The 21,916-nt window shown below is 66.3% G+C and carries 24 protein-coding genes; 11 read left to right on the top strand and 13 right to left on the bottom strand.

Going from position 1 to position 21,916, the window contains the following annotated elements; translation table 11 throughout:
- A partial coding sequence (locus ACGF7Y_RS36145) for a TetR/AcrR family transcriptional regulator (RefSeq protein WP_393242322.1) occupies nucleotides 1-201 on the bottom strand: 201 nt, incomplete at its 3' end.
- Between the two features lie 296 nt (nucleotides 202-497).
- Here ACGF7Y_RS36145 and ACGF7Y_RS36150 point away from each other — a divergent pair.
- Together ACGF7Y_RS36150 and ACGF7Y_RS36155 are read left to right on the top strand one after the other, a co-directional pair.
- Nucleotides 498-950, top strand: coding sequence for a DUF5994 family protein (locus tag ACGF7Y_RS36150; RefSeq protein ID WP_393242325.1), 453 nt, complete (start codon nucleotides 498-500; stop codon nucleotides 948-950).
- A 60-nt stretch (nucleotides 951-1,010) separates the two neighbouring features.
- Nucleotides 1,011-1,424 (top strand): DUF5994 family protein, encoded by a 414-nt coding sequence (locus ACGF7Y_RS36155; protein WP_393242413.1) that lies wholly within the window; start codon nucleotides 1,011-1,013, stop codon nucleotides 1,422-1,424.
- Between the two features lie 39 nt (nucleotides 1,425-1,463).
- On the opposite strand, the gene ACGF7Y_RS36160 is transcribed toward ACGF7Y_RS36155, so the two are convergent.
- Nucleotides 1,464-2,189 carry a glucose 1-dehydrogenase gene (locus ACGF7Y_RS36160; protein ID WP_393242328.1) on the bottom strand — a complete coding sequence of 242 codons (726 nt, stop codon included), beginning with the start codon at nucleotides 2,187-2,189 and terminating at the stop codon, nucleotides 1,464-1,466.
- A gap of 90 nt (nucleotides 2,190-2,279) precedes the next feature.
- Between ACGF7Y_RS36160 and ACGF7Y_RS36165 the strand changes: the two genes are divergently transcribed.
- Together ACGF7Y_RS36165 and ACGF7Y_RS36170 are read left to right on the top strand one after the other, a co-directional pair.
- The gene (locus tag ACGF7Y_RS36165) at nucleotides 2,280-2,702 is read left to right on the top strand and encodes a MarR family winged helix-turn-helix transcriptional regulator (RefSeq protein WP_393242331.1); all 423 of its coding nucleotides are present in this window, start codon (nucleotides 2,280-2,282) and stop codon (nucleotides 2,700-2,702) included.
- A gap of 175 nt (nucleotides 2,703-2,877) precedes the next feature.
- The gene (locus ACGF7Y_RS36170) at nucleotides 2,878-4,734 is read left to right on the top strand and encodes a DNA/RNA non-specific endonuclease (RefSeq protein WP_393242334.1); all 1,857 of its coding nucleotides are present in this window, start codon (nucleotides 2,878-2,880) and stop codon (nucleotides 4,732-4,734) included.
- 26 nt (nucleotides 4,735-4,760) lie between these two features.
- Here ACGF7Y_RS36170 and ACGF7Y_RS36175 read toward each other — a convergent pair whose 3' ends face one another.
- Entirely contained in the window at nucleotides 4,761-5,219 is a 459-nt protein-coding gene (locus ACGF7Y_RS36175) for an SRPBCC family protein (RefSeq protein ID WP_393242336.1), read from the bottom strand.
- Between the two features lie 231 nt (nucleotides 5,220-5,450).
- Entirely contained in the window at nucleotides 5,451-6,368 is a 918-nt protein-coding gene (locus ACGF7Y_RS36180; RefSeq protein ID WP_393242339.1) for a DAPG hydrolase family protein, read from the bottom strand.
- 58 nt (nucleotides 6,369-6,426) lie between these two features.
- On the opposite strand from ACGF7Y_RS36180, the gene ACGF7Y_RS36185 reads away from it, so the two are divergent.
- The gene (locus tag ACGF7Y_RS36185; protein WP_393242342.1) at nucleotides 6,427-7,029 is read left to right on the top strand and encodes a TetR/AcrR family transcriptional regulator; all 603 of its coding nucleotides are present in this window, start codon (nucleotides 6,427-6,429) and stop codon (nucleotides 7,027-7,029) included.
- Between the two features lie 50 nt (nucleotides 7,030-7,079).
- Here ACGF7Y_RS36185 and ACGF7Y_RS36190 read toward each other — a convergent pair whose 3' ends face one another.
- Together ACGF7Y_RS36190 and ACGF7Y_RS36195 are read right to left on the bottom strand one after the other, a co-directional pair.
- Nucleotides 7,080-8,306, bottom strand: coding sequence for a cytochrome P450 (locus ACGF7Y_RS36190; RefSeq protein WP_393242345.1), 1,227 nt, complete (start codon nucleotides 8,304-8,306; stop codon nucleotides 7,080-7,082).
- A 40-nt stretch (nucleotides 8,307-8,346) separates the two neighbouring features.
- Entirely contained in the window at nucleotides 8,347-8,544 is a 198-nt protein-coding gene (locus tag ACGF7Y_RS36195) for a ferredoxin (RefSeq protein WP_393242348.1), read from the bottom strand.
- Nucleotides 8,545-8,786: 242 nt separating this feature from the next.
- Here ACGF7Y_RS36195 and ACGF7Y_RS36200 point away from each other — a divergent pair, with 242 nt between their 5' ends.
- On the top strand, nucleotides 8,787-11,960 hold the full coding sequence (locus ACGF7Y_RS36200) for a BTAD domain-containing putative transcriptional regulator (protein WP_393242350.1): 3,174 nt from the start codon (nucleotides 8,787-8,789) through the stop codon (nucleotides 11,958-11,960).
- 142 nt (nucleotides 11,961-12,102) lie between these two features.
- On the opposite strand, the gene ACGF7Y_RS36205 is transcribed toward ACGF7Y_RS36200, so the two are convergent.
- The 3 genes from ACGF7Y_RS36205 to ACGF7Y_RS36215 form a co-directional block, all read right to left on the bottom strand.
- Nucleotides 12,103-12,747 (bottom strand): hypothetical protein, encoded by a 645-nt coding sequence (locus tag ACGF7Y_RS36205; RefSeq protein WP_393242353.1) that lies wholly within the window; start codon nucleotides 12,745-12,747, stop codon nucleotides 12,103-12,105.
- Between the two features lie 111 nt (nucleotides 12,748-12,858).
- The gene (locus ACGF7Y_RS36210; RefSeq protein WP_393242356.1) at nucleotides 12,859-13,620 is read right to left on the bottom strand and encodes an ABC transporter permease; all 762 of its coding nucleotides are present in this window, start codon (nucleotides 13,618-13,620) and stop codon (nucleotides 12,859-12,861) included.
- Nucleotides 13,617-14,561 carry an ATP-binding cassette domain-containing protein gene (locus ACGF7Y_RS36215; RefSeq protein WP_393242359.1) on the bottom strand — a complete coding sequence of 315 codons (945 nt, stop codon included), beginning with the start codon at nucleotides 14,559-14,561 and terminating at the stop codon, nucleotides 13,617-13,619. Before ACGF7Y_RS36215 ends, ACGF7Y_RS36210 begins: the two co-directional genes overlap by 4 nt.
- A 300-nt stretch (nucleotides 14,562-14,861) precedes the next feature.
- On the opposite strand from ACGF7Y_RS36215, the gene ACGF7Y_RS36220 reads away from it, so the two are divergent.
- Together ACGF7Y_RS36220 and ACGF7Y_RS36225 are read left to right on the top strand one after the other, a co-directional pair.
- Entirely contained in the window at nucleotides 14,862-15,668 is an 807-nt protein-coding gene (locus ACGF7Y_RS36220) for an LLM class flavin-dependent oxidoreductase (protein ID WP_393242362.1), read from the top strand.
- A 128-nt stretch (nucleotides 15,669-15,796) separates the two neighbouring features.
- Nucleotides 15,797-16,021: a DUF6374 family protein gene (locus ACGF7Y_RS36225; protein WP_393242365.1), complete on the top strand. Its 225-nt coding sequence runs from the start codon at nucleotides 15,797-15,799 to the stop codon at nucleotides 16,019-16,021.
- Nucleotides 16,022-16,045: 24 nt separating this feature from the next.
- On the opposite strand, the gene ACGF7Y_RS36230 is transcribed toward ACGF7Y_RS36225, so the two are convergent.
- Entirely contained in the window at nucleotides 16,046-16,402 is a 357-nt protein-coding gene (locus ACGF7Y_RS36230; protein WP_393242368.1) for a hypothetical protein, read from the bottom strand.
- 296 nt (nucleotides 16,403-16,698) lie between these two features.
- Nucleotides 16,699-17,016 carry a hypothetical protein gene (locus tag ACGF7Y_RS36235; protein WP_393242371.1) on the bottom strand — a complete coding sequence of 106 codons (318 nt, stop codon included), beginning with the start codon at nucleotides 17,014-17,016 and terminating at the stop codon, nucleotides 16,699-16,701.
- Nucleotides 17,017-17,456: 440 nt separating this feature from the next.
- Here ACGF7Y_RS36235 and ACGF7Y_RS36240 point away from each other — a divergent pair, with 440 nt between their 5' ends.
- Genes ACGF7Y_RS36240 through ACGF7Y_RS36250 form a run of 3 tightly spaced genes read left to right on the top strand, consistent with a single transcriptional unit; the run spans nucleotide 17,457 to nucleotide 19,713 of the window.
- Nucleotides 17,457-18,398 (top strand): alpha/beta hydrolase, encoded by a 942-nt coding sequence (locus ACGF7Y_RS36240; protein WP_393242374.1) that lies wholly within the window; start codon nucleotides 17,457-17,459, stop codon nucleotides 18,396-18,398.
- Nucleotides 18,399-18,428: 30 nt separating this feature from the next.
- A complete protein-coding gene (locus ACGF7Y_RS36245) occupies nucleotides 18,429-18,890 on the top strand; it encodes a GbsR/MarR family transcriptional regulator (RefSeq protein WP_393242376.1) in 462 nt (153 codons plus the stop codon).
- A 10-nt stretch (nucleotides 18,891-18,900) separates the two neighbouring features.
- Nucleotides 18,901-19,713, top strand: a complete 813-nt coding sequence (locus ACGF7Y_RS36250) for a class I SAM-dependent methyltransferase (protein WP_393242378.1) — start codon at nucleotides 18,901-18,903, stop codon at nucleotides 19,711-19,713.
- A gap of 613 nt (nucleotides 19,714-20,326) precedes the next feature.
- On the opposite strand, the gene ACGF7Y_RS36255 is transcribed toward ACGF7Y_RS36250, so the two are convergent.
- Together ACGF7Y_RS36255 and ACGF7Y_RS36260 are read right to left on the bottom strand one after the other, a co-directional pair.
- Nucleotides 20,327-20,971, bottom strand: coding sequence for a hypothetical protein (locus tag ACGF7Y_RS36255; protein ID WP_393242381.1), 645 nt, complete (start codon nucleotides 20,969-20,971; stop codon nucleotides 20,327-20,329).
- 3 nt (nucleotides 20,972-20,974) lie between these two features.
- On the bottom strand, nucleotides 20,975-21,169 hold the full coding sequence (locus tag ACGF7Y_RS36260) for a hypothetical protein (protein ID WP_393242383.1): 195 nt from the start codon (nucleotides 21,167-21,169) through the stop codon (nucleotides 20,975-20,977).
- Nucleotides 21,170-21,916: the final 747 nt, after the last annotated feature.

Below are 21,916 nucleotides of genomic sequence, written 5' to 3' on the forward strand. Positions count from 1 at the left end.
GTTCGGCACATGCCGGTAGATCACCATCGGATCCCGCCCGACCGCCTCGGCCAACCGCCGCATCGACAGCGCATCGACACCGTCCCGATCGATGACCTCGAGCGCCGCGGTCAGCACGACAGCCCTCGTGACCGGGCCGGTCGGACGCCGGGAACGGCGATCCACCGGACGCACGTCCGTGCGATCAACCGGTTCGGCCATCTCGATGCCTCCACCATGCTCGGAACCCGCTGCTGCTGTGAAGTGTAGACCTACAGTGTTGACACCGGGACATAATCGGCGTGTACTGGAGGAACACGGCATTCGAGCACGGTCGCTTTCGTCGATCCGCTCCCGGAGATCACGACCACCGCACACGGCCGCTTCCCGGCACGCGCCCGAGTCGAACCGTCGGCCGTCTACGGAGCCGTCGGACCGGCGCCCGCACCGCTCGGCATTCAGAACCCATCGCGCCATCATCGGCCGGGCGACGCGACGCTCCCGCGAGAGGACACGACATGCGACTCCACCGCATCGCTACCAGCACGACATCCGAACGGGTGCCCTACGCGCGGCATGACGTTCCACCCGACTACACCCCCCGGCTGAGGTTGAAGCCGAAAGCGGACCGCGGCGATTACATCGATGGGGCGTGGTGGCCCCGCTCCGGTGACCTCACCGCGGAACTGCCCGATCTGCTCGCAGTTCTCACCGTGCGGCTCGGCCCCATCTGGCGCGTCGTCTACGACCCCACGTGCTGGGCGGCCGCGCCCCGGCAGACCACCATCCACGGCGGTCACACCGTCCGGCTCGACTCCTATGCCTTCGAACTGTGGAACACGATGTACGTCTTCGGCCGCGACAACGACCTGATCGTGCTCCGCGTCATCCCGCCGGAGACCGACGAGGACATCGCCCACACGGCCCTGATGGCCGCCGTCACACCCGAATCCGCGAGCCTCACCGGTTGACCAGAGGAACAGACCATGCCCAGGATCAATACCAGCCGCCCGATCACGAACCACTTCGACATGACCGCCGGCACCGACCCGCCCCAGCCCGGGCGGCAACCCTTCCGGACTCCCACCCGCACCCCGCGGCTGCTCCTGCGCGAAGCCAGAACCGGCCCCGAGCAGGTCGACGGCGGCTGGTGGCCGTGGACGGACAACCTCACCGCCGAGCTACACGACCTGATCAGCGCCCTCACTCCCCGGCTCGGTCCCACTGAACGGGTCAGCTTCGAATGGAACGCCGTCAGCATCACCCAACGACGCATCGACCGCCAGGACGGCATCGAAGTACACGGACCCGACACCGGTCAGCCGCCCGGCGTCATGCACCTGATCGGGACGAACGGCGCCGAGGCGACGCTGCTCGTGATCCCCGCCGGCACGCCATCCGGCGAAGCGGAGGCTCAGCTACGGCGGGCGGCTGGGCAATCCTGAGACGCCGTGCGACGGCGCCCAGCGCGCCCGGCCGCGGTATCAGAACGCTCCCCCACCGGCGGGCACACTCGCCCCGGTGATCCAGCGGGCCGCGTCCGACGCCAGGAAGTCGACCACGTCGGCGATGTCGTCGGGTTCACCGAGGCGGCCGAGCGGGATCGACTGGACGATCTCCCGCATCGACCCGATCCCGCGCGCCGCCGCCAGCGCATCGGTCCGCACCGCCCCTGGCAGCACGCTGTTGGCTGTGATGCCGCGCGGGGCGAGTTCTCCGGCCAACACACGGACCAACTGCTCGACGGCGGCCTTGCTGGCGCCGAAGACGCCCGAGCCCGGCCGGTGGGTCAGTGTCGCACCGGACGACACGACGACGATGCGGCCGTTGTCCCGCAACCGATTCGCGGCCTCGCGCAGGGCGACGAACGTCGCTTTCGTGTTGACGGCGAACATCAGCTCGAAGTCCTCATCGGTCGCCTCGGCTATCGAGCCGAAACGCGCGGAGCCGGCGTTGTTCACGAAGATGTCCACGCCGCCGAAACGCTCCTCGGCGGCATCGAACAATCGGCGCGGACCTGCCGCGTCGGCGACATCCGCCCGCACGGTGAGCGCCTGCCCGCCGGAGCTCTCGATCGCGCCCGCCACATGCTCGGCGGCCGACCGGTTCGACTGGTAGTTGACGACGACCGATGCGCCCCGCGCGCCCAAACGCCGCGCGATAGCGCGACCGATGCCGCGCGAGCCTCCGGTGACGATCGCGACCGACATCGCACCCTCCAATTAGTCCATCACAGCGATAGTCGAGATCATCAACTAAATGCTCAGGGATGTCAACTGTCCATGACCTAGACTTTTCGCATGCCGACCGACGCCCCGGGGCTGGCGCCCGCCTTCGCGCAGTTGCACCGCGAGATGAGCACGCTCTACAGCCTGATCGCGCGGCGTCTCGAGCTGACGAGTCAACAAGCCGAATTGCTGTGTCTACTGGGCGCCGACCGGCCACCGTCCTTCGGGGAGCTGGCCGCCATGCTCGGTTGCGACAAGACCAATGTGACCGGCATGGTGGACCGACTCGAGCGGCGCGGATTGCTCGCCAGAAAAACCGATCCCAGCGACCGCCGCGTGACTCGCGCCGTTCCGACCGACCAAGGCTCGGCGGTGCGCGAGAAGTTCCGTGCGGATTTGGAGCAAGAACTGACCCGAAGGCTTCCCGAGATCGATCGAACCCGATTGATCGCCCTGGTGACCGCCACGGCGACAGCTTTGGCCGAACGTCGGTAAAGCCGACAGCGATTTCCGCTGTATCGGTTACCCGAACAAACTTTTACCCAGCGTTACGACCGGGCGTTCCGAGTAGTTCGCTACTCGTGTGCTGTGGGCACCGTCACCCGACGATGGCAACAGCCGGTGCGACGACGACGTCGTCAACCCGCTCACCTCGAACACGGAGTCCCCGATGCCTGCGAAAAAGAACTCACCTTCCCACCGGTCCCACGCCGGAAACGACGATCTGCTCACCGCGCTGCGCACATTCATCCGCAGCAAAGGGGAAAGCTTCCTCGAAGACCCCAATATCTCCTCGATCGGCGTCGGCTACAAGCAAGTCGACGGAAAACCGACGGACGAGATCGCGGTGCAGTTCACGGTGAACGAGAAGGTATCCGAGCCGGAGGAACTCGAAGCGCTGGGCACGTCGACGATTCCGGAGACGGTCACCGTCGACGGGTTCGAGGTGCCCACCGATGTCCTGCAGCGCAAGTTCGAGCCCGCCTTCCGGCTGGTCACCGAAGCGGTGGCGCCGCAGCGCAAGACGCGCCTGGATCCGATCGTTCCCGGCATCAGCGTCGGCCATCCCACCAGCACGGCCGGAACGATCGGTTGCGTCGTCTACGACCGAGACGACGGGACGCCGTACGTCCTGAGCAATTGGCACGTCCTGCACACCGCGGCGGGCGCACTCGGCGACGTGGTCGTGCAGCCCGGCCCGCGCGACGACAATCGAATCGACCGCAATCGGCTCGGCAAGCTCGTCAGGTCTCATCTCGGCACGGCGGGCGACTGTGCCGTCGCCGCCATCGAGGACCGGCGGTTCAGCGCCGAGATCACCGGGCTGGACGTCGTTCCGGACCGTCTCGGTGAACCCGAGCTGGGCGACAAGGTGATCAAGAGCGGCCGGACCACCGCGGTCACCCACGGCATCGTGCGGCGCGTCGACGTGATCGCCCAGATCGATTACCGCGGGGTCGGCCCGAAGAGCATCGGCGGCTTCGAAATCGGACCGGATCCGGCCCATCCCGCGTCCGACGGCGAGATCAGCAGCGGCGGCGACTCCGGGTCGGCGTGGCTGTTCGAATCGGCCGACGGCCAGACCAGCACCGTACTGGCCGGACTACATTTCGCGGGTGAGACGGGCGCCGACACCGATGAGCACGCGCTGGCCTGCCTGCCGCAATCGGTGTTCGAGAAGCTCGGCATCAGCTTGACCCCGCCGCCTGCGGAGGAAGTCGCGGTGGTCGCCGGATACGATCCGCGGTTCCTCGCGTCGCCGATACCGCTGCCCGAGGTGGACGCGCAGCTGCGCCCCGACGTGGCGACCGCCCTCGACGGCGCCGACGTCCTGCACTACACGCACTTCTCCCTCGCGATGCGCCGCTCACGCCGCTTCGCGATCTGGGTGGCCTGGAACATCGACGGCGCCTCGATCAAGAAGCTTTCGCGCAAGAAGATCGACTTCGTCAAGGATCCGCGACTCGACGCGGACGCGCAGGTCGGCAACGAGTTGTACCGCGACAACCGGCTCGATCGCGGCCATCTCGCGCGACGCGCGGATCTGCTGTGGGGCAGCCTGCCCGAAGCGGCGAAAGCCAACAAGGACTCGTTCTTCTACACCAACATCACCCCGCAGATGGACGACTTCAATCAGAGCATGCGCGACGGGGTGTGGGGGCGACTCGAGGACGCCGTCTTCGCCGACGCCACCGTCGACGATCTCAAGGTCAGCGCGTTCGGCGGCCCGGTCTTCACCGCCGACGACCGCGAATTCCGGCAGGTCAAGATTCCCCGCGAGTTCTGGAAGGTCATCGCGTTCGAGGAACACGGTGAGCTGAAGGCCCGTGGCTTCCTGTTGAGCCAGAGCCTCGACCAGCTCGAGGCCCTCGACCTCGACGAGTTCCGCGTCTTCCAGGTCCCCTTGAACGAGATCGAGCAGCGCGCCGGCTTCCACTTCCCGCAAGCTCTGCGGGACGCGGATCTCCAGTTGGCGCCGGAGGAAGTGGAAGCCCCGTTGAACTCGGTCGCGGACATCCAGTGGTGAGCCCGGACCGGTTCGTTACGTGACAGCTATACCGCGCGCGAATGCGGAGGCGCGGCGAATCCCTCCGCGAATCGGATGAAGTTGCGCGCGACGGTTTCGCTCTCCCGGCGCACGCTGCGCTTGAGGAGGAGCCCCGGCAACAGCAGGGAGGACTGCAACTCGGTGTGATACCAGACCTGCGCTCCCGCACGGTCCTCGGACACTTCGAACCATCCGCCACCGCCGAGGCCGACACAGCTGTCCACGACCTGCCACGACACCCGGTCATCGGTCCACTCGTATTCCAGCACCTGCAGATCGGATCTGCCGAGCAGAGTATCAGCGGTCACGTAAACCCGTTGTGGCCGACCGGATTCGTCGCGGGTGGCCACGCGCGCATCCGAATACATCGACCATTCGGGGAGCATTTCGATGGCCGCGAGGGCATCGAAGACCTGGGCGGGATCGACAGCGACGTCGAAATGTATATCCGTTTTAACGCGCATAACTCCTCCACCCCCTGTTCCGACCCGGCCGATTCTGCCCGGGGCGGTTCGCATCCGTCAACACGTTCTCGGCCCGCAATCATCGGCTAAGCACGAATGCCGATGTCAGAAGCTCCCCAGGGCTGAAAATAAGTAGTCAGCTACCCGTGAGCTATTAGGAGTTATAACAGTTACCGGCGAGTATCGAAGTGGGATCCGCAGGTGGCGACGCCGACGCATCCAGGAGAAATCTCACTGGAATTCGCGGTACAACTCCGGCAGGAACTGGGCGAGGTGGTTCATTTCCTGGCCGCAGTGCATCATCAGGTCCCGAGCCAGATCCAGGCCGGGAAGAAGATCGCGCACGTCGGCGGCGGCGCCGCGCTGGATCGCACGCGCGGTGTGCGGCGGATCGGGTGCGTGCAGCCCGTACAGCCCGAGGTAGAAACGGCTGCGCATTTCGCAGCCCCCGGGAATGGGCCGCACCTGGTGCGCCAACCAGCCCAGATCCACCGGAGCCACGCCGCTGCCGACGCGGCCGAGAATCACCGTGTGATCGTCGGGAACGGTGAAGCCGTACGAGACCGGATCATGGAATGCGATGGCGAGCTGTTGCAGCTTCGGGCCGATGTATTCGTCGACGTACGAGATATTTCCGACATACCGTTCCCGGTCTGCCATCGGTGCGCCGAGCCGGTCGACGGTCACCTCGCTGTACAGATGCGCGTCCGGATGCCACAGCTTGTACCGAGCGGACTCGACCATGTGCCAGCCGAACCACCAATCCCACATCGCCGCCGTCACACGCGGCATCTCGGTGCGTACCGCGACCCACACCGTCCCCGAATCGGTTTGCCCGTATCCGGTTTCGATCGGCGAATATCCCGTCGGCGCGAGATCGGCGACCAAGGATGAGAAGGCCGGGATCCGCTCGCTCGGGGTTGCCGGTGCCGCATAGGCGGCGGTGACCTCGGGCTGCGGTGGCGCCGTGCGCTCGGCCATGAACCGCGCGTACGGCTCGGCCCGATCTCCGGCCGAGTATCCGGCATAACGGCTGTTGTCCTGGCGGTTCTCCGCGCGGGCGAAAGCGGGGGTCGTCACGACAGCGAACGCGCCCGCGGCAGCCGCCGCGATCGACAGCGCGCGACGTCGGGTCGATAATCTCAACATATGTTGAGACTAGTGGGGATCGCGGCGCCCTCGGCCCGGGATGGATAGGTTTCGTGACATGACACAACCGAGGCGGCAGCGGCAGGACTCAGCACAGCGGCGTGCCGTCATCGCCGAGGCCGCGCTGCGCGTGCTCGGCGAACACGGTCCGCGCGGCCTCACCCATCGCGCCGTCGACGCGGCCGCGCGACTGTCGTCCGGCTCGGTCAACTACCACGCGCCCACCAGGCAACGACTGCTGTACATGGCTTCCGACGAACTGTTCACCCAGGACATGGCCGTCGCCGCCCGCCACTTCGACACCCCGGAATCCCCCGCACCGAGCCTGTCCGACATCGCCGTGAACTTCGTCCTCGAGATGACCGCGCCACACGCCCGGCACCGGGTGCTCGCCAGACATCATCTGCTCGCCGAAGCCCGCGTCGACGCCGAGCTGCACCGCCACTTCGAGACGGCACGAGCCGCATTCGTCCAAGTGATCCGCGACCGGTGCGCCGAAGCCGGCCACCCCGTGGACACCACGGCCGCCGAACTCTGCGTCACCGTGATCGACGGACTGGTCAACCGGCAAGTCTTCTTCCCCGACTCCGCCCTGTCCGAATCCCGCCTCCGCACCATCATCGAAGCCACCGCGCACACCATCGAGGCGCGACTGTCCTGACCGGCCCTCGGGGCGGGATCCACCGAATCCCCGCCCCGAGGTTCTTCCGTCTACCGGGCCGTTTCCGTCCAGGTGACCGGCAGTTCGTGGACGCCGTAGATATTCATGTCGGTCCTGAGTTTCACTTCGCCGGCGGGGATGGCCAGCTCGAGGGTCGGAAAGCGGCGCAGCAGACCGGCGAAACCGGCGCGCATCTCGATGCGGGCCAATTGCTGGCCCAGGCATTGATGGATGCCGTGGCCGAAGGACAAATGCCCGCGGGCCGTGCGGTGGATGTCCAGGGTGTCGGGGTTGTCGAAGCGCTGGGGGTCGTGGTTGGCGGCCAGCAACGAGACGACGACGGTCGAGCCCTTGCCGATCGTCTCGCCGCCTAGTTCGATGTCGTCGGTGGCGTAGCGGTAGAAGATGTCGGCGACGGACAGGTAGCGCAGCAATTCCTCGACGGCGCCGGGTACCAGATCCGGGTCGGCGCGCAGTTGCGCCAGCTGTTCGGGGTGCTCCAGGAGCGCGAAGGTGCCCAGGGCCAGCATGTTGGCGGTGGTCTCGTGGCCCGCGAGCAGCAGCAGGAAGGCGACGCCGGTCAGCTCCTCGATGGTGAGGTCGTCGTGGCGGGCCAGATCGGACAGGATGTCCTCGCCGGGTTCGGCGCGTTTGCGGGTGACCAATCCGGCCAGGTACGTGGTCATCGCGCCGTAGGCGGCCATCTTCTCTTCGAGCGGCTGTTCCTTGACCAGGAATTTGGCGGAGTTGACCTGGAAGGTCTCCCGATCGGCGTAGGGGACGCCGAGCAGCTCGCAGATCACCAGCGAGGGCACCGGCAGCGCGAACGCCTCGACCAGGTCGACCGGCGGGGTCAGCCGCGCCATCTCGTCCAGTTGCCGTTCGGTGATCTCGATGATGCGCTCTTCGAGCTGCTTCATGCGTTTGACGGTGAAGGCGCCGGTCAGCTTGCGCCGCAGCCGGGTGTGGTCCGGCGGGTCCATGGCGACGAACAAGCCCGGCACCTGCGGGGACGGTTCGGTAGCGGCGGGCATGCCGGGAGTCGGGAACGGCACGTGGAGAATGCCGATGTCCTGGCGAGAGCTGAACCGGGTGTCGGCCATGAGCCTGCGGACCGCGTCGTAGCCGGTGACCAGCCAGCCCTCGTGACCGTCCGGGAAGATCAAGGGGCAGACCGGGCGGGTCTCGCGCAGCCGGGTGATTTCGCGGGGCGGATCGAAGGGGCTGGCGTCGCGCTCCATGGGAAGGCCGTTCGGGATGGGAACTGCTCGAGTCATCAGGTTTCCTTCGTTGCGGTTGTTGTGCCGGAGCTGTGGACTAGTCGGAGACGAGGGTGATCGCGCCGGACGGGCACACCTGTGCGGCCTCGCGGACCGCGGATCCCTGGTCGGGCACGGGCGTGCGGTTCAGCAGCACCACCCGGCCGTCCTCGGTGTCCTGGTCGAACACTTCGGGGGCGGTCAGTGCGCACATGCCTGCGCTGATGCAGCGCTCACGGTCCACCCTCAGTTCCACCGGTAACCCCGGGTGAGGGGCAGGGAGCGGATGCCGCCCGCTGCAATCGCTGAACTATTCACAGGGACACTGTCGCCGGCCCGGCTGATACCGCCCTGACACCGAGCTGACACGTCCGCTGACACGGTGTTCGACGGTCGGGAAGACTGTCGTGACCGTTGTCGGTCGATGTCATCGGACCGGTTGCCACCCCAGGGACGGGCGGCCCGCTGACTGCCGATCGTCCACGGCAGAATGGGCCGGTGCAGATCGGGATGCTTGGACCGCTCGAGATCCGACTAGACGACGGCGGATCGATCGAGGTACCGGGCGCTCGGTTGCGGGCCCTGTTGATCGCCCTCGCGCTCGAACCCGGTCGCGTGGTGGCCAAAACAACGCTGGTCGACCGGATCTGGGGTGCACAGCCACCCTCCGATGCCGCGAATGCCTTGCAGGCGCTGGTCTCCCGGCTGCGCAGGGTGCTGCCGGACGGGTTGCTCGACGGGCAGGTGGGCGGCTACCGGCTGACGGTGGAACCCGGCGCTGTCGACGCCGTGCGATTCGAACAGCTTCTCGACCAGGCACGCGGCGGTGCGGACGCGTGGCAGGCCGGGCTGCTGCGCGACGCCATCGACCTGTGGCGGGGTGCGCCGATGCAGGACATCGGTATCCAGGACAGCGAAGCTTTCGACGCGGTGATCACCCGGCTCGAGGGGCTGCGCCTGGCCGCCATGGAGGATCTGTACGAAGCGGAGATCCGCCTCGGCCGGGGTCAGGAACTGGTGGCCGAACTGACCGAACTGGTGGCCCGGCACCCGGTGCGGGAACGGCTCGTCGGCGCGCTGATGCGCGCGCTCGGCGCCGCGGGTCGTGGCAACGAGGCACTGGTCGTGTACCAGCAGGCCCGGGAGGCACTCGCCGACGAGTTCGGCGTGGACCCCTCACCGGAACTCTCCGCACTGCACGTCGCGCTGCTGCGCGGCGAAGTGGGCGCGCGGGAAACCGACCGCAAGACGAACCTGCGGGCCGAATTGACCAAGTTCGTCGGCAAATACGCCGACGTCGCCGTCGTGCGTGAACTCATCGCCGACCATCGGCTCACCACGTTGACCGGGCCCGGCGGTTCCGGCAAGACCAGGCTGGCCCTGGAAACCGCGCGGACCATGCTCGACGACCTACCGGACGGGGCATGGCTGGTGGAGCTGGCCTCGGTCGGCGCGAGTGGTGACGTGTCGCAGTCGGCGCTCGCCGCGCTCGGGCTGCGAGACGCACTGCTCGGCGGCGCACCGAACGCGGAGCCGATGGACCGGCTCGTCGCCGCGATCCGCGAGCGCGAAACGCTGTTGATCCTGGACAACTGTGAGCACGTGATCGAGTCCGCGGCGGCGTTCGCGCACCGCGTGCTCGGCGAGTGTCACCGGCTGCGGATCCTCGCGACGAGCAGGGAACCACTCGGCATCACGGGTGAGGCGATATGGCAGGTCGAGCCGCTGGCGTTGCCCACCGAGAACGCGGGCCCGGGCGAGATCGAGTCCTCTCCGGCCGTTCAGCTGTTGCGCGACCGGGCCGGTGCGGTGCGCAAGGATCTCGCGGCCGATGCCCGCACATTGTCGACCATGGCCCGCGTCTGCCGGGCGCTCGACGGAATACCGCTGGCGATCGAACTGGCCGCGGCCAGGCTGCGCACCATGTCCCTCGATCAGCTCGCCACCCGCCTCGACGATCGGTTCCGCCTGCTGACCGGCGGCAGCCGTACCGCGCTTCCGCATCATCGGACATTGCGCGCGGTGGTCGACTGGAGCTGGGAGCTGCTCACCGACGCCGAGCGGATGGTCCTGCGCAGGCTCGCGGTGTTCTCCGGCGGCGCGAGCCTGGAAGCGGCCGAGCAGGTTTGCGCGGGCACGGAGGGCGTGCCCGAAGGGCAGGGGGGCGCGAGGAACGTGGTGGTCGAGCAATGGGAGATGCTCGAGCTGCTGACCGCGCTGACCGAGAAATCGCTGCTCACCGCCGGGGACGGCGGACCGCGCTATCGGATGCTCGACACGATCAAGCAGTACGCCCTCGACCGGCTCGTGGAGGCGGGGGAATCGGACGCCGTGCGCCGGGCGCATCTCGCGTACTTCACCGGACTCGCCGACAGCGCGGAGCCGCACCTGCGCCGCGCCGAGCAGTTGGAGTGGCTCGCCACGCTGGAAGCCGAGCACGACAACATCGCCGTCGCGATGCGTGGCGCGCTCGCGGCAGGCGACGCGGCCGAGGCGATGCGGCTCGCGGCGGCCACGGGCTGGTACTGGTGGCTCAGTGGGCACAAGGCCGAAGGCATGGAGCTGATCACCGCGGCCGCCGAGCTGCCCGGCGAAGTGGACGACGAGATCCGCGCCAGGGTGTACGGACTGGTCGTGCATTTCATGAACTCCGGGCCGACCGACGAGCACCAAGTGGAGGAATGGATCCACCAGGCATACCGCTTCAGCCGGCGCAGCAAGAGCCGATACCCCTTGCTGGGGTTCGTCGCCGCGATGGAACGCATGTTGCAGGGGCCCGACGCGCTGCTGCCCGCGTTCGAACCGCTGCTCGCAGACGACGATCCCTGGGTGCGGGCGCTGGCCCGGCTCCAATTGGGCAAGGCGCGGATCGCGCTCGGCCAGGAGGGCCGGGAGGCGGACACGTATCTGGAGACAGCGCTCGCCGAGTTCCGGGCCATCGGCGAACGCTGGGGAATTTCGTTCGCGCTGACCGAACTGGCGAATCGAATCGCCATGCGCGGCGAGTTCGCCGCCGCGTGCGAACACCTCGACCAGGCGATCGCGGTGGTCACCGAGGTCGGCGCGATCGAGGACGTTTTCCTGATGCGGGCCAGGCAGGCTCAGCTGTACTGGCTGCTGGGTGATGCGGAGGCGAGCGCGGCCGCCATCGCCGAGGGGCAGCGGTACGCCGACCGGTCCGCCTGGCCGAACGCACTGGCCGAACTCGCCTTCGCGAAGGCGCAGCTGGCCCGTTGGAACGGTGACACCGCGCAGGCGCACCGGGAGATCGACCTCGCGACGACCATGCTGGGCAGCGACGCGGAGCAGGTCTACGTCAAGGCGGTGACCCACGACCTGCTCGGATACCTCGCGGACGGTCTCGACGAAGCCCGCGAACAACGCGCCGCGGCCTTCCAGGCGGCGTCCGCGGCGGGCTACGCGCCCCTCATCGCCCAAATCCTCGTCGGCGTCGCGGATCTGGCGCTGCGCGACGACCGGGACGAACAGGCCGTGCGGCTGCTCGCGGCGAGTGCCGCGGTACGCGGACTGCCCGATCGTTCTCAACCGGATGTGGCTCGGATCGAGCAGACAGCACGCCATCGCCTCGGAGAAGCACGGTTCACCGAGGCGACGAGGGAAGGTGCGCAGGCGAATTGGAGTGAGCTGGTCGCGACGACGCTCGCTTGTTGAGCATGGCGGAAAACGGCCGCAGCCCCGGTGCACGACCCGACATGGAGTCGTGCACCGGGGTGCGGTGTTCCGCGCACTGACGTGGGGTGCGGGTGTCTGTGGAGATGACCGGGCTGCTGTCGCGTTCGCGGAGCCGGATGAGCTACGCCGCAGTGACGTGCCGAATGATGATGTTGCCGTGAGAGTTACGTGCGTACACCGCCACGGTGTCCTCCTCGCCTTGCGGCCGGTCGACCGGTCGCATCAGGTTCTGCACGGCGCCGGAGAGGGCGTTGGCTTCCAGCCGCGCCGCGCTGCCCGGACTGATACCCACCTCCAGCTCGCCCATGGATGTCTCCAACCGGAGCACGCCGCGGGAGGCTTCGCCGATGCGGATGTCACCTTTGGCGGTTTTCGCGGTCACCGAACCGCCCGGGCGCTCGACGGTGATGTCGCCGGCGGATATCTCCAGATCGCACTCGCCGAGTTCGCCGGTGCCCTGCAATCGGCCCACAGCGGCCGTGCCCTTCAGCCGGGAGCCGGTCGGTACCTCGATGGTCACCTCGATCGACGGGTTGCCGCCGAACGGGGTGTAGGTCCGCCAGTCTTTCGGCGTCTTCACGGTCAATGTGCCTGCGGCGAAGGCGACCTCGGTCTGCTCGGCGGCGCGCACGTCACCCTTTCTGGACCCATCGGCCGGCCGGACCTCGACGACGGTGTCGGTACGGTCGGAGGCGATCACAGTGACGTTGCCGGAGAGCACGTCGACGGTGACGACGATCGGCTTCGGTGTCTCGAACGTGGGCATGGCTGTCTCCTCGGAATTGTTCGGTGTGTGAAATGGGTGGGCGCACCCGGCCGGTGACGCCGCAGCCGGCGCATCGCGGACGCGCCCCGGTCAGCGCGGTCAGCCGGGCGACTACGCGCGCTTGTTGAACGTGGCCCGCGACCACAGGTATCCGACCAGGGTGAACCCGGCGCACCAGGCGAGGGCGGCCGCCGTGTATCCGCCGGAAGGATGGCCGCCGAGAAACCCGCGCAAGGCTTCGATGATCGGCGTGAAGGGCTGATACCGGGCGAACTGCCGGATACCCTGTCCCATCTGGTCGGCGGGCACGATCGCGCTGCTCACGAACGGCAGCATGATCAGCGGCACCACGGTCATGCCCGCGGATTCCGGAGTCTTCGCGGCCATGCCCAGTGCGACCGTGAGCCAGGAGGCCGCGAACGATGTGGCCGCCATGATGCCGATCGCGCCGAGCCAGTGGAGTGCGGTCGCCGACGACCGGAAGCCCAGCAGGAATGCCACACCGAGCACGGCCGCGATGGCTACCACATTGGTCAGAATGGTAGCCGCGACATGGCCGGTCAGTACGGCGCCGCGGGAGACGTCCATGACCTTGAAACGGTTGATGATGCCCTTCGCCATATCGGAACTCACCGATACCGCGGTGCCCGACAACCCGTAACTGATGGCCAGCAGGATCATGCCCGGTGCCGCGTAGTTGATGTACTGTTCGCCGACATCGAACGCGTTGCCGAATACGTACACGAAGATCAGCATCATCACGACCGGCATGAAAGCCGCGTTGAATATGGTGACCGGACTCCGGGCGATGTGCTTGAAGTTGCGACGCAACATGATCGACGAATCGGCCAGCGGTGCGGAAATGGTGCTCATTGTGCGACAGCCTCCGTGGTGGCGTGACCGGTCAGGGAAAGGAAAACGTCGTCGAGGTCGGGGGTGTGGACGGAGACCTCGTCGGCGTCGATCGAGTGTTCGGCGAGCCGGTCCAGCAGGTCCCGCAGTGATTTCGTGCCGCCGTCGCCCGGGACCCGCAAAGTCAGAGCCTCGTCGTCGCGGGCGGCGCCGGGCAGGATCCGCGCCGCCGCGTCGAGCGCCGTGACGTCGGCGAACCGGAGCCGGATATGGCTGCCGGGCACGCGGCGCTTGAGTTCCTCGGGTGTGCCTTCGCCGACGATGCGGCCCTGGTCGAGCACCGCGATCCGGTCGGCCAGCTGGTCGGCTTCCTCGAGGTACTGGGTGGTGAGGAAGATCGTGACACCGCCGGCCGTCAACTCCCGGACGATCTCCCACATGGTGCGACGGCTGCGCGGATCCAGTCCGGTCGTCGGCTCGTCCAGGAAAACGATGGCCGGCTTGGTGACCAGCGTCATCGCCAGGTCCAATTTCCGGCGCATACCCCCGGAATAGGTCGAGGCCTGCTTTCGCGCCGATTCCACCAGATCGAACCGTTCCAGCAGTTCGGCGACCACCCGCTTGCCCTCGGCGGCCCGCAGATGATGCAGATCCGCCATCAGCCAGAGGTTCTCCTCCCCCGTCAGCAGATCGTCCACCGCCGCGAACTGACCGGTGACCCCGATCGCCGCGCGCACCGCTTTGGGCTCGGTCGCGATATCGTGCCCGGCCACCCGCGCCGCGCCGCCATCGGCCTTCAGCAGCGTGGTCAGCACGTTCACCGTCGTCGTCTTACCCGCCCCATTCGGACCGAGCAGCGAGAAAATCGTCCCTGCACCGATATTCAAATCGATGCCATCGAGGATCGTCTTGTCCCCGTATGCCTTCCGCAGCCCGGAAGCCGCGATCGCTGTGCTGTTCATGTGGACAACTGTCGCCAGGATGGCTGACACGGGCCTGATACCGGCCTGACACGTCCACTGACACGGTGTTAGCCCTGGTCACAGCGGGAAGGTCGGCCGAGCGGACCCACGTGTACCACCGTCTTGCGTCAACTTCTCTGGCAGGATCTTCCTGGACACAAGGCTGTCACTCACGACCGCTCGGCAATGCCGAGTTCAGGGCGTTCGCAGGAGCGTGCACACGATCTCGGCTGCACCGATGAATTTCGGATGGATCCGTCGTCGATTCCTCTGGAGAGACCGAATGACAGGAGTCCGGACATGACGAGACCGTTTCGATTCGGGGTCGTTGCCCCGCTCAGAACCGACCTGCCGACGTGGCGAGATCGCGTGCGCCGCATCGCCGACAGCGGCTACTCGACGCTGCTGGTGCCCGACTTCCCGCAGATGCAGCCGGCGCCCGGCCCCATGCTGGCCACCGTCGCGGCCCTGACCGACCTGCGCGTGGGCACGTGGGTGTACGCCTCTCCGCTACGCCCGGCCTGGCTGACGGCGTGGGAAGCGCACTCGCTGTCGCTACTGACCGACGGTCGCTTCGAGATGGGCATCGGCACCGGCAGACCGGGAATCGAGGACGAACTCCGCGACAAAGGACTGCCCGCCGTACCACCGCCGAACGAGCGGCTGGCACAGGTACGTGAGACGGTCACGAGGCTGCGAGACCTCGACGGCCCCGACCGTCACACGCCCGTGGCGATGGCCGTATACGGTCCGAAGGCCCGGGCGCTGGCGGCCGAGGTCGCCGACACGGTCACCTTCCCGCTGGGGGATCAGCCTCGGGGCGAAGTCGAGCGGCTGGCACGCGACTTCCGCGCCGACGGGGACGTCGAACTCGCGCTCGCCGTGCCGGTTATCGGTGACACTGTCGCGCCGCACATGGCGCCCCCCGACACCGACCCTGCCGCGTGGCGCGCGGCGGACGCACTGACCGTCCTTCCCGATGACCCGGCCGCCGCCGCAGAGGAGATCCAGCGGCGACGGGATGAAATCGGCTTCTCCTATTTCGTCTTCGGCGCCGACTTCGCCGACAGGTTCGCTCCGGTCGTCGCCGAACTCGCCGGACGTTAGCCGGGCGGTGCGGGGGATGGGAGGCGGAGCCCGCCGGTTTCGAGAGCGCTATGCCCGGCCAGAAAGTCCGACGCCCCAGACCCCGCTTGTATCGAAAATATGTTCGACTCGAGGTAGGGTGCCGGAGCATGCCGGACCTCGAGCCCACCCAGTTCGCCTACTCGCAGATCAACGCCGTACGCAGGCAACTGCTCGATGCCGCCGCCTTCGGGAAGCACCTCCGCCCCGAACACCTGGAGAACATGGCAGGCAAGCTCGCCGAAGGATTGCGCGCCTACACCGAAGCCATGACACCCACTACCCCACCACCCGACGGCCGTGCCTGCCTCGACTACCGAGGACGCAACCACTGACGGCCCGCCACCGCCCGTGCGGTGTCATCCCGGCGAGCAAACCTGTCCCGAGGGACCGGACACCAGAATAAGGAGCACGAACCCGAACATCATGACGAGAATCCCGAAGTTGCTCAGAGCGAATCGAATTCGGCCGATCCGTCGGCGATGAGCCCACAGGTCGATCAACAGGACACATCCCACACCCAGCATGGTGCCCGCACCCGCGACGTGAAAACCTTGCGCAGCGTCGAACTCCGCGGCGCTCGCCGTACTGTCGCAGTAATCCATGAGCCCTTGGGTGAAGATCAGATAACCGCCCAGATAAATGGCAGGCCCGAAAAGCACCGAGCAGAAGGCATAGACCAACGCGAGTAAAACGGGCCGTTCCAGCGACTTCACCCTCCGCACGGTAGTTCATCACCAGCACCGGAGATTCCGAGCAACAACCGGCACCCCACCGCCTCCGCGAGTGCTTTCGCGCCCGAAGGGAGCGGACGCGAGGGCATAGCATCTGCGCCGCATCACCCAGCTGTAATGCCTTGTCGAAGGGCATGCTGCTGCGCCGAGACTGCACCGGCAAGACCCGCCCTATAGTTTGTCGCCCGACCAACGGATTGTGCGATCAAACTCCGACCGCTGTTCTGACCAGGGAAATCCTGGCCAGGACAACGCATCCCCCTCAGCCCTGGTCGCCGTCAGGCGCAGACGCGATTGAGTTCGTCGGTGTAGGGGTTGAGGTCGGTGACATTCTCATCTACCAGCGCGTAGGCGTAGGCGGTGATGACATCCTTCTCCGCGCCCTGGGCCAGATCGGCCAGTCCGCTCAGTCTGTCGGACAGCGCTGCCGCCGTCGCCCCGTCCAGGGTGCCGCCGTTCGTGTCGATCGCGATGTTGATCAGCTCGATGGCCTTGGCGCAGTGCGGGGACTGGGCGTGCGCGGGTGCGGCGGGCAGGAAGAATAGAGCGGCAGCGGCCGCAGAGAACACTGTGGCGAAGGCCGTCGACTTGGTCATGATTTCCTCTCAGAATGTTGGCGTGATCGTAGCGCCACCGCGTCAAACCGCCCCAACGCGACATCACCACCTACGGCGACAGGGGCACGTATCCCTTGGCGTCGGAGATGAACTTGACCGTGCGATAGCGATGTACGCATGAACAGCACGGGTGAATCAGCGGTAATCGCCTTGTCCGCCTGCAGCATTGATCCATTCCCCTTCCGATTTCGGGCGGGACGGCACTCGCCTCGACACTGGAGGTGAGTCGTCCGGCTTGCCCCCGGTCCCCGGCGTCCTCGCTGTAGCCCATGAACAGCCACCCGCACAGGACTTTCAGCAGCCGGTTCAGGCTCCACTCATCCGGCGCCAAACGCTCTTGGGATCCCGGGCATCACCTCTGTTGACATTGCTAGTCATTTCAGTGGAGACTGAAATGACTAGCAACGATGGGAGTTTTGATGGATCTCGAGATCGAGCACGTGACGTTCAACAGCCTTGGCACCGCGTGCGCGGGCGATCTGTATCTGCCCGCGGCGGACGGCCCGGTCCCCGGTCTGGTGCTGGGGCACTCCGGGGTGATGGTGAAGGAGGCGTTGCGGGTGTTCGCACCGTATTTCGTGCGGGCGGGGTTCGCGGTATTGGCGATCGACTATCGCACGGTCGGGGCCAGCGCGGGGCACCCTCGAGGCCAGGACTACCCACAGCGACAGGCAGAGGATTTCCGTAGCGCGGTGTCGTATCTGCAAACCCGCCCGGAGGTGGACCCGGATCGGATCGGAGTCTGGGGGGTCAGCATCGGGGGCTCGGTGGCGACGCAGGCCGCGGTAGTGGACCGACGCGTGAAATGTGTTGTGGTGCAGAGCCCGAGCGTGTGGAACGGATGGCGGTATCTGGAGCGGCTGCTCGGCAGGGAGGGCGTGAGCGCGCTGCGGGACCAGTTGGACGAGGACTGGCAGCGCCGATATGCCGGCCACGACAGCGCTCGGGTCCCGCACCTGACGCTGCAAGGGGGAAACGTCGAGAGCACACCGGATCTCGCCGCCGAGATGTTCCCGAACTACCGGAACGAGAAGACCCTCGACTCCGCCGAACATCTCCTGACCTTCGCACCGGAGGACCTCATTCATCGCCTGGCGCCGACACCGCTGCTGATGATCGCCAACGGCGGCTGGGACCCTTATCACATGCTCGAGGAGGCACAGAGCGCCTTCGCCAAGGCCGGCGAGCCGAAACGACTCGAGGTGCTGGCTTACGACGTGCTCGGTCTCTACACCGGTCCCGGGCTCGAGGAGGCCATGGCTCTGGCCGTCGAGTGGTTCGACCGGCACCTGCGCCGGACCCGCCTCGTCGCTCCCACCCCGGCGCCTACCCGGGAGTCGGTGACCGCTATGCCACAGTAATCGAGCCGAATACAGCGCAGGAGGACACAGATGCCGGACACGGACCGACAGGACGCCACGCTGAAGTGGGTCGAGAGAGTCGCTACCTTCTGCGTCGAGGAATGGGCACTGCCCCCCATCACCGGCCGAATCCTCGGCTTACTGATGATCTGCGCTCCGCCGGAGCAATCCGCAGGCCAGATCGCCGAGGCGATCCACGCCAGCCGCGCCTCGCTGACCTCCAACATGCGCCTGCTGACCGCCATCGGCCTCGTCCGCAAGGTGCGGATCCCCGGCGACCGCACCGCCTACTACCGCATCGAGGACGACGCCTGGGAGAAGGTCATCCATCGCAAAATCGCCGGCCTGGGCGCCTTCGGCGACATCGCCGAGGACGGACTTTCCTTGGTCGGCGGCGCCGATCCCGCGCTCACCGAACGCATCCGGGCCGCTCAGCAGGCATTGACCTGGCTGCGCGACATCGCCGCCCGGCCCAAAGACACCACCACCTGAAGGACCGATCGTGCTCCGAATCCGACCCGACCTCGACCCGATTCAGGAAACCTTGCTCCTCACCCTGCAAGCCCGAGCACTGGACGCGGCCACGCGCACCCCGATCCTGGGCGACACCCAGCAGGCAGAGCTGGCCGACCGGATCGACTACGACTTCACCAAATTGAAGCTGAAACCCAGCCTCATCTGCGGAACGGCGCTACGGGCAAAAAAACTCGACGACGCGGTGCGCGCGTTCACCCTCACGCACCGAAATGCGGTTGTACTCGATCTCGGCTGCGGCCTGGACACCCGCATGCTCCGATGCGATCCATCCGCCGATGTCGACTGGTACGACCTCGATTACCCGGAAGTCATCGAACTGCGCGGGCAATTGCTTCCGCACAGCTCCCATCTGCTGGGCGTCGATCTCACCCAGCCGGGCTGGACTCAGCAGCTGCCCGCCGATAGACCAGCCATGATCGTCGCCGAGGGCCTGCTACCTTTCCTGCCCGGCGACGCCTTCCACACCCTGATCCGCGAGGCGACCACACACTTCCCGACCGGTGAACTCGCCCTCAACGGCTACACCCGTTTCGCCGCCTGGGCCATGAAATACCACCCCTCGATCAAAGCCCTCGGCATCAGAGCCGCCCAAGGCTTCGACGACCCCCACGAACCCGAAACCTGGGACGCCCGACTGACACTGATCGAAGAACAATTACTCACCCGCGCCCGCGAAGTCGCCCTCTTCCCACAACCGCTACGCGCCATAACCCGCGCCACAGCCCTCAGCCCACAACTGTCCCGGCAAGCCAACCGAATACTCCGATACGCCTTCTAGTGTCCCGAGCCGTTGTTCAGCGCCGCAAGTGGGAGTGTCGGGATAACGGCTCTGCCTCACTTCCGGTGGTGGCAGCGGCGAGACTTCCGGTCAGCGGCCTGGACCGCTGCGGGCAGGGCGCGACGGACGGCCTCGGCATAGGCGGCCGAACCGTCACGCACGACGACCTCGACCCACCCACCGACGGCCGCGCCTGCCTCGACTACCGGGGACGCGACCACCGCAATCCTGCGCATGCCCCGCGCGACGTTCCAGTCGATTCCATTGCTGTGCGTGCATCCGGCTGAATCAACGCAGTCTCGCCTGTGGGGGTTTCCGCTGGTCAGGAGGGGTTTGTGGGGCGGGCGGGGCTCGAACCCGCGACCAATGGATTATGAGATCAAACGCTCTCGGCACTGTGCATACCAGCAAAGAACCTGCATGTCAGAGAGCATTTCTCCATAATCTATTGGTGCTCAACCTTCGGCCGCCGCCATCAACCGTGCCCGTCGTGGATACGCTCCGTTGCCGGTCCTGTGTCAGCGGTCGGCACCCGCCTGCACTGCTGAGACTGCCGAACTACTGCGCAAACTTGGGTCGAGCGACCGGTCGCATCTCATGGGCGATCCACGGCTCAGAGCAGCCCTTCTTCAGCCAGCGCCTCTTTTGCGACCTCCGGATATCGCCTGACAGCCGCCTTCAGCTGCTTGATCTGGAACTTACGACGCCCTTCATCCAGCACATCTTTCCAGCCAGGGTGTCCCTCAGCGAAGCCCTCCACAATGAGGAACTCGATCAGGTCTTCCAAGCTGGGACGGTACCGTCTGCCACCTACCGGCAGGTGCAGCTTCTTTAGGGCGCGATCTGGCCCCAACTCGCGCCAATCGTCAGAGTCTGCGCAAATTTGCAGATGCGCTTCGGGGTAGCCGTCACCCTTATCGCGCTCGTAGTCATAGTGCAGTAGCTCGCAGGTCAGTTCAACATCCCGAGCCAGCAGCACGACCGAGGTCTGAACCATCAGGTACTTGTTGAACTCATCCGGTGCTAGCAGGATGTAGATGCTCAGGTAGGTCGGAGTGTTCACTGGCCGAGAGATCGGTATACCGACCCTCGGGTCACGGTTTTCCCTGGTCAGGCCATAGCCGACCACAGTGAACTTCTTTGTCGGCTCCAAGACGGCACTCAACCGCACCCCGTTACAGATGGTGCGGTTGAGTAGTTCGGTTAGTTCCTGGGCGAACTCGCGCGAGCTCCGTTCAAGATCAAATGCCCGCGCCAAGCGTCACCCCTCGTAGTAGCCGCCAATAGCCATCCAGGCCAGCTTGGCCCGGGTCGACTGGAAGTGATGAGTCCGTGCCTGCTCTGCCAGTTCGTCAAAGGTACAACCCGCCCGAGCCAGGGCGTTGCGGATCGCCTTCTCTGTGTCCTCCGGACCAGCGACCAACACTTCCGCTTGCGGTTCCAGTACAGCGGTCATCAGAAGTACCTCCAACACTCAATCGATCTTCAGTGTAGGTATATGCCATCAGAGGGGTGTGACAACCTCCGCAACGCGATATGTCCAGCTTGAGACAGTCTGACCACCCAGGCAACCTCATCCGCCGTGGTCCACAGCTTGCACGAGGTGTGCCGCTAACGACACGCAACAAAAATTCAGTTGCGGAACTGTTACAGAAAACCTAGTGGTCGGGTGACGTCAACCGCAGGCCCGCCTGAACGGCAGTAGCAAGAGCGCCTCCAGCACACGCCACGACACGCCGCGGTCAAAGTGGGAGATTGTCACCCGCGCCGACTAGGCTCGCGTAGCACACTTAGCTCTTACGGAGCGAGCCTAGTCGGCTGAGTGCAAATTCCTTCTTACTTGCACCGTTCAGGGCAAAAATTTTCGCTACCACGTCGTCTCCACGGTCTGTGCCGTGCGCAACTCGATGTCTGTTCCACAACCTCCGGTTGTGCGGCCCAGGTCTGTGGTGGCCTGCATTGTGCTCCCGCGCCCCTCACACCTCAAGACCTCATGCGGCGTCCCTACGGGATCAGCATCCGCTGACTCTTGACCTGTGAGCCTCTGCGCGTGACAGGTAGGCCCTTGAGAGGCAGGCGGGTAGCCAGCCCCCGTTATACGCAACCCACCACAGACCAGGGCCACGAAACCGCCAACGACCTGCCTCCGGCGCACAAGGCTGGGAGGCTTGTGTCAAGCGGGTGCACGCGGGTAGCGCTATAG

The organism is Nocardia sp. NPDC047654 (assembly GCF_043205035.1).
Taxonomy (GTDB): Bacteria; Actinomycetota; Actinomycetes; order Mycobacteriales; family Mycobacteriaceae; genus Nocardia.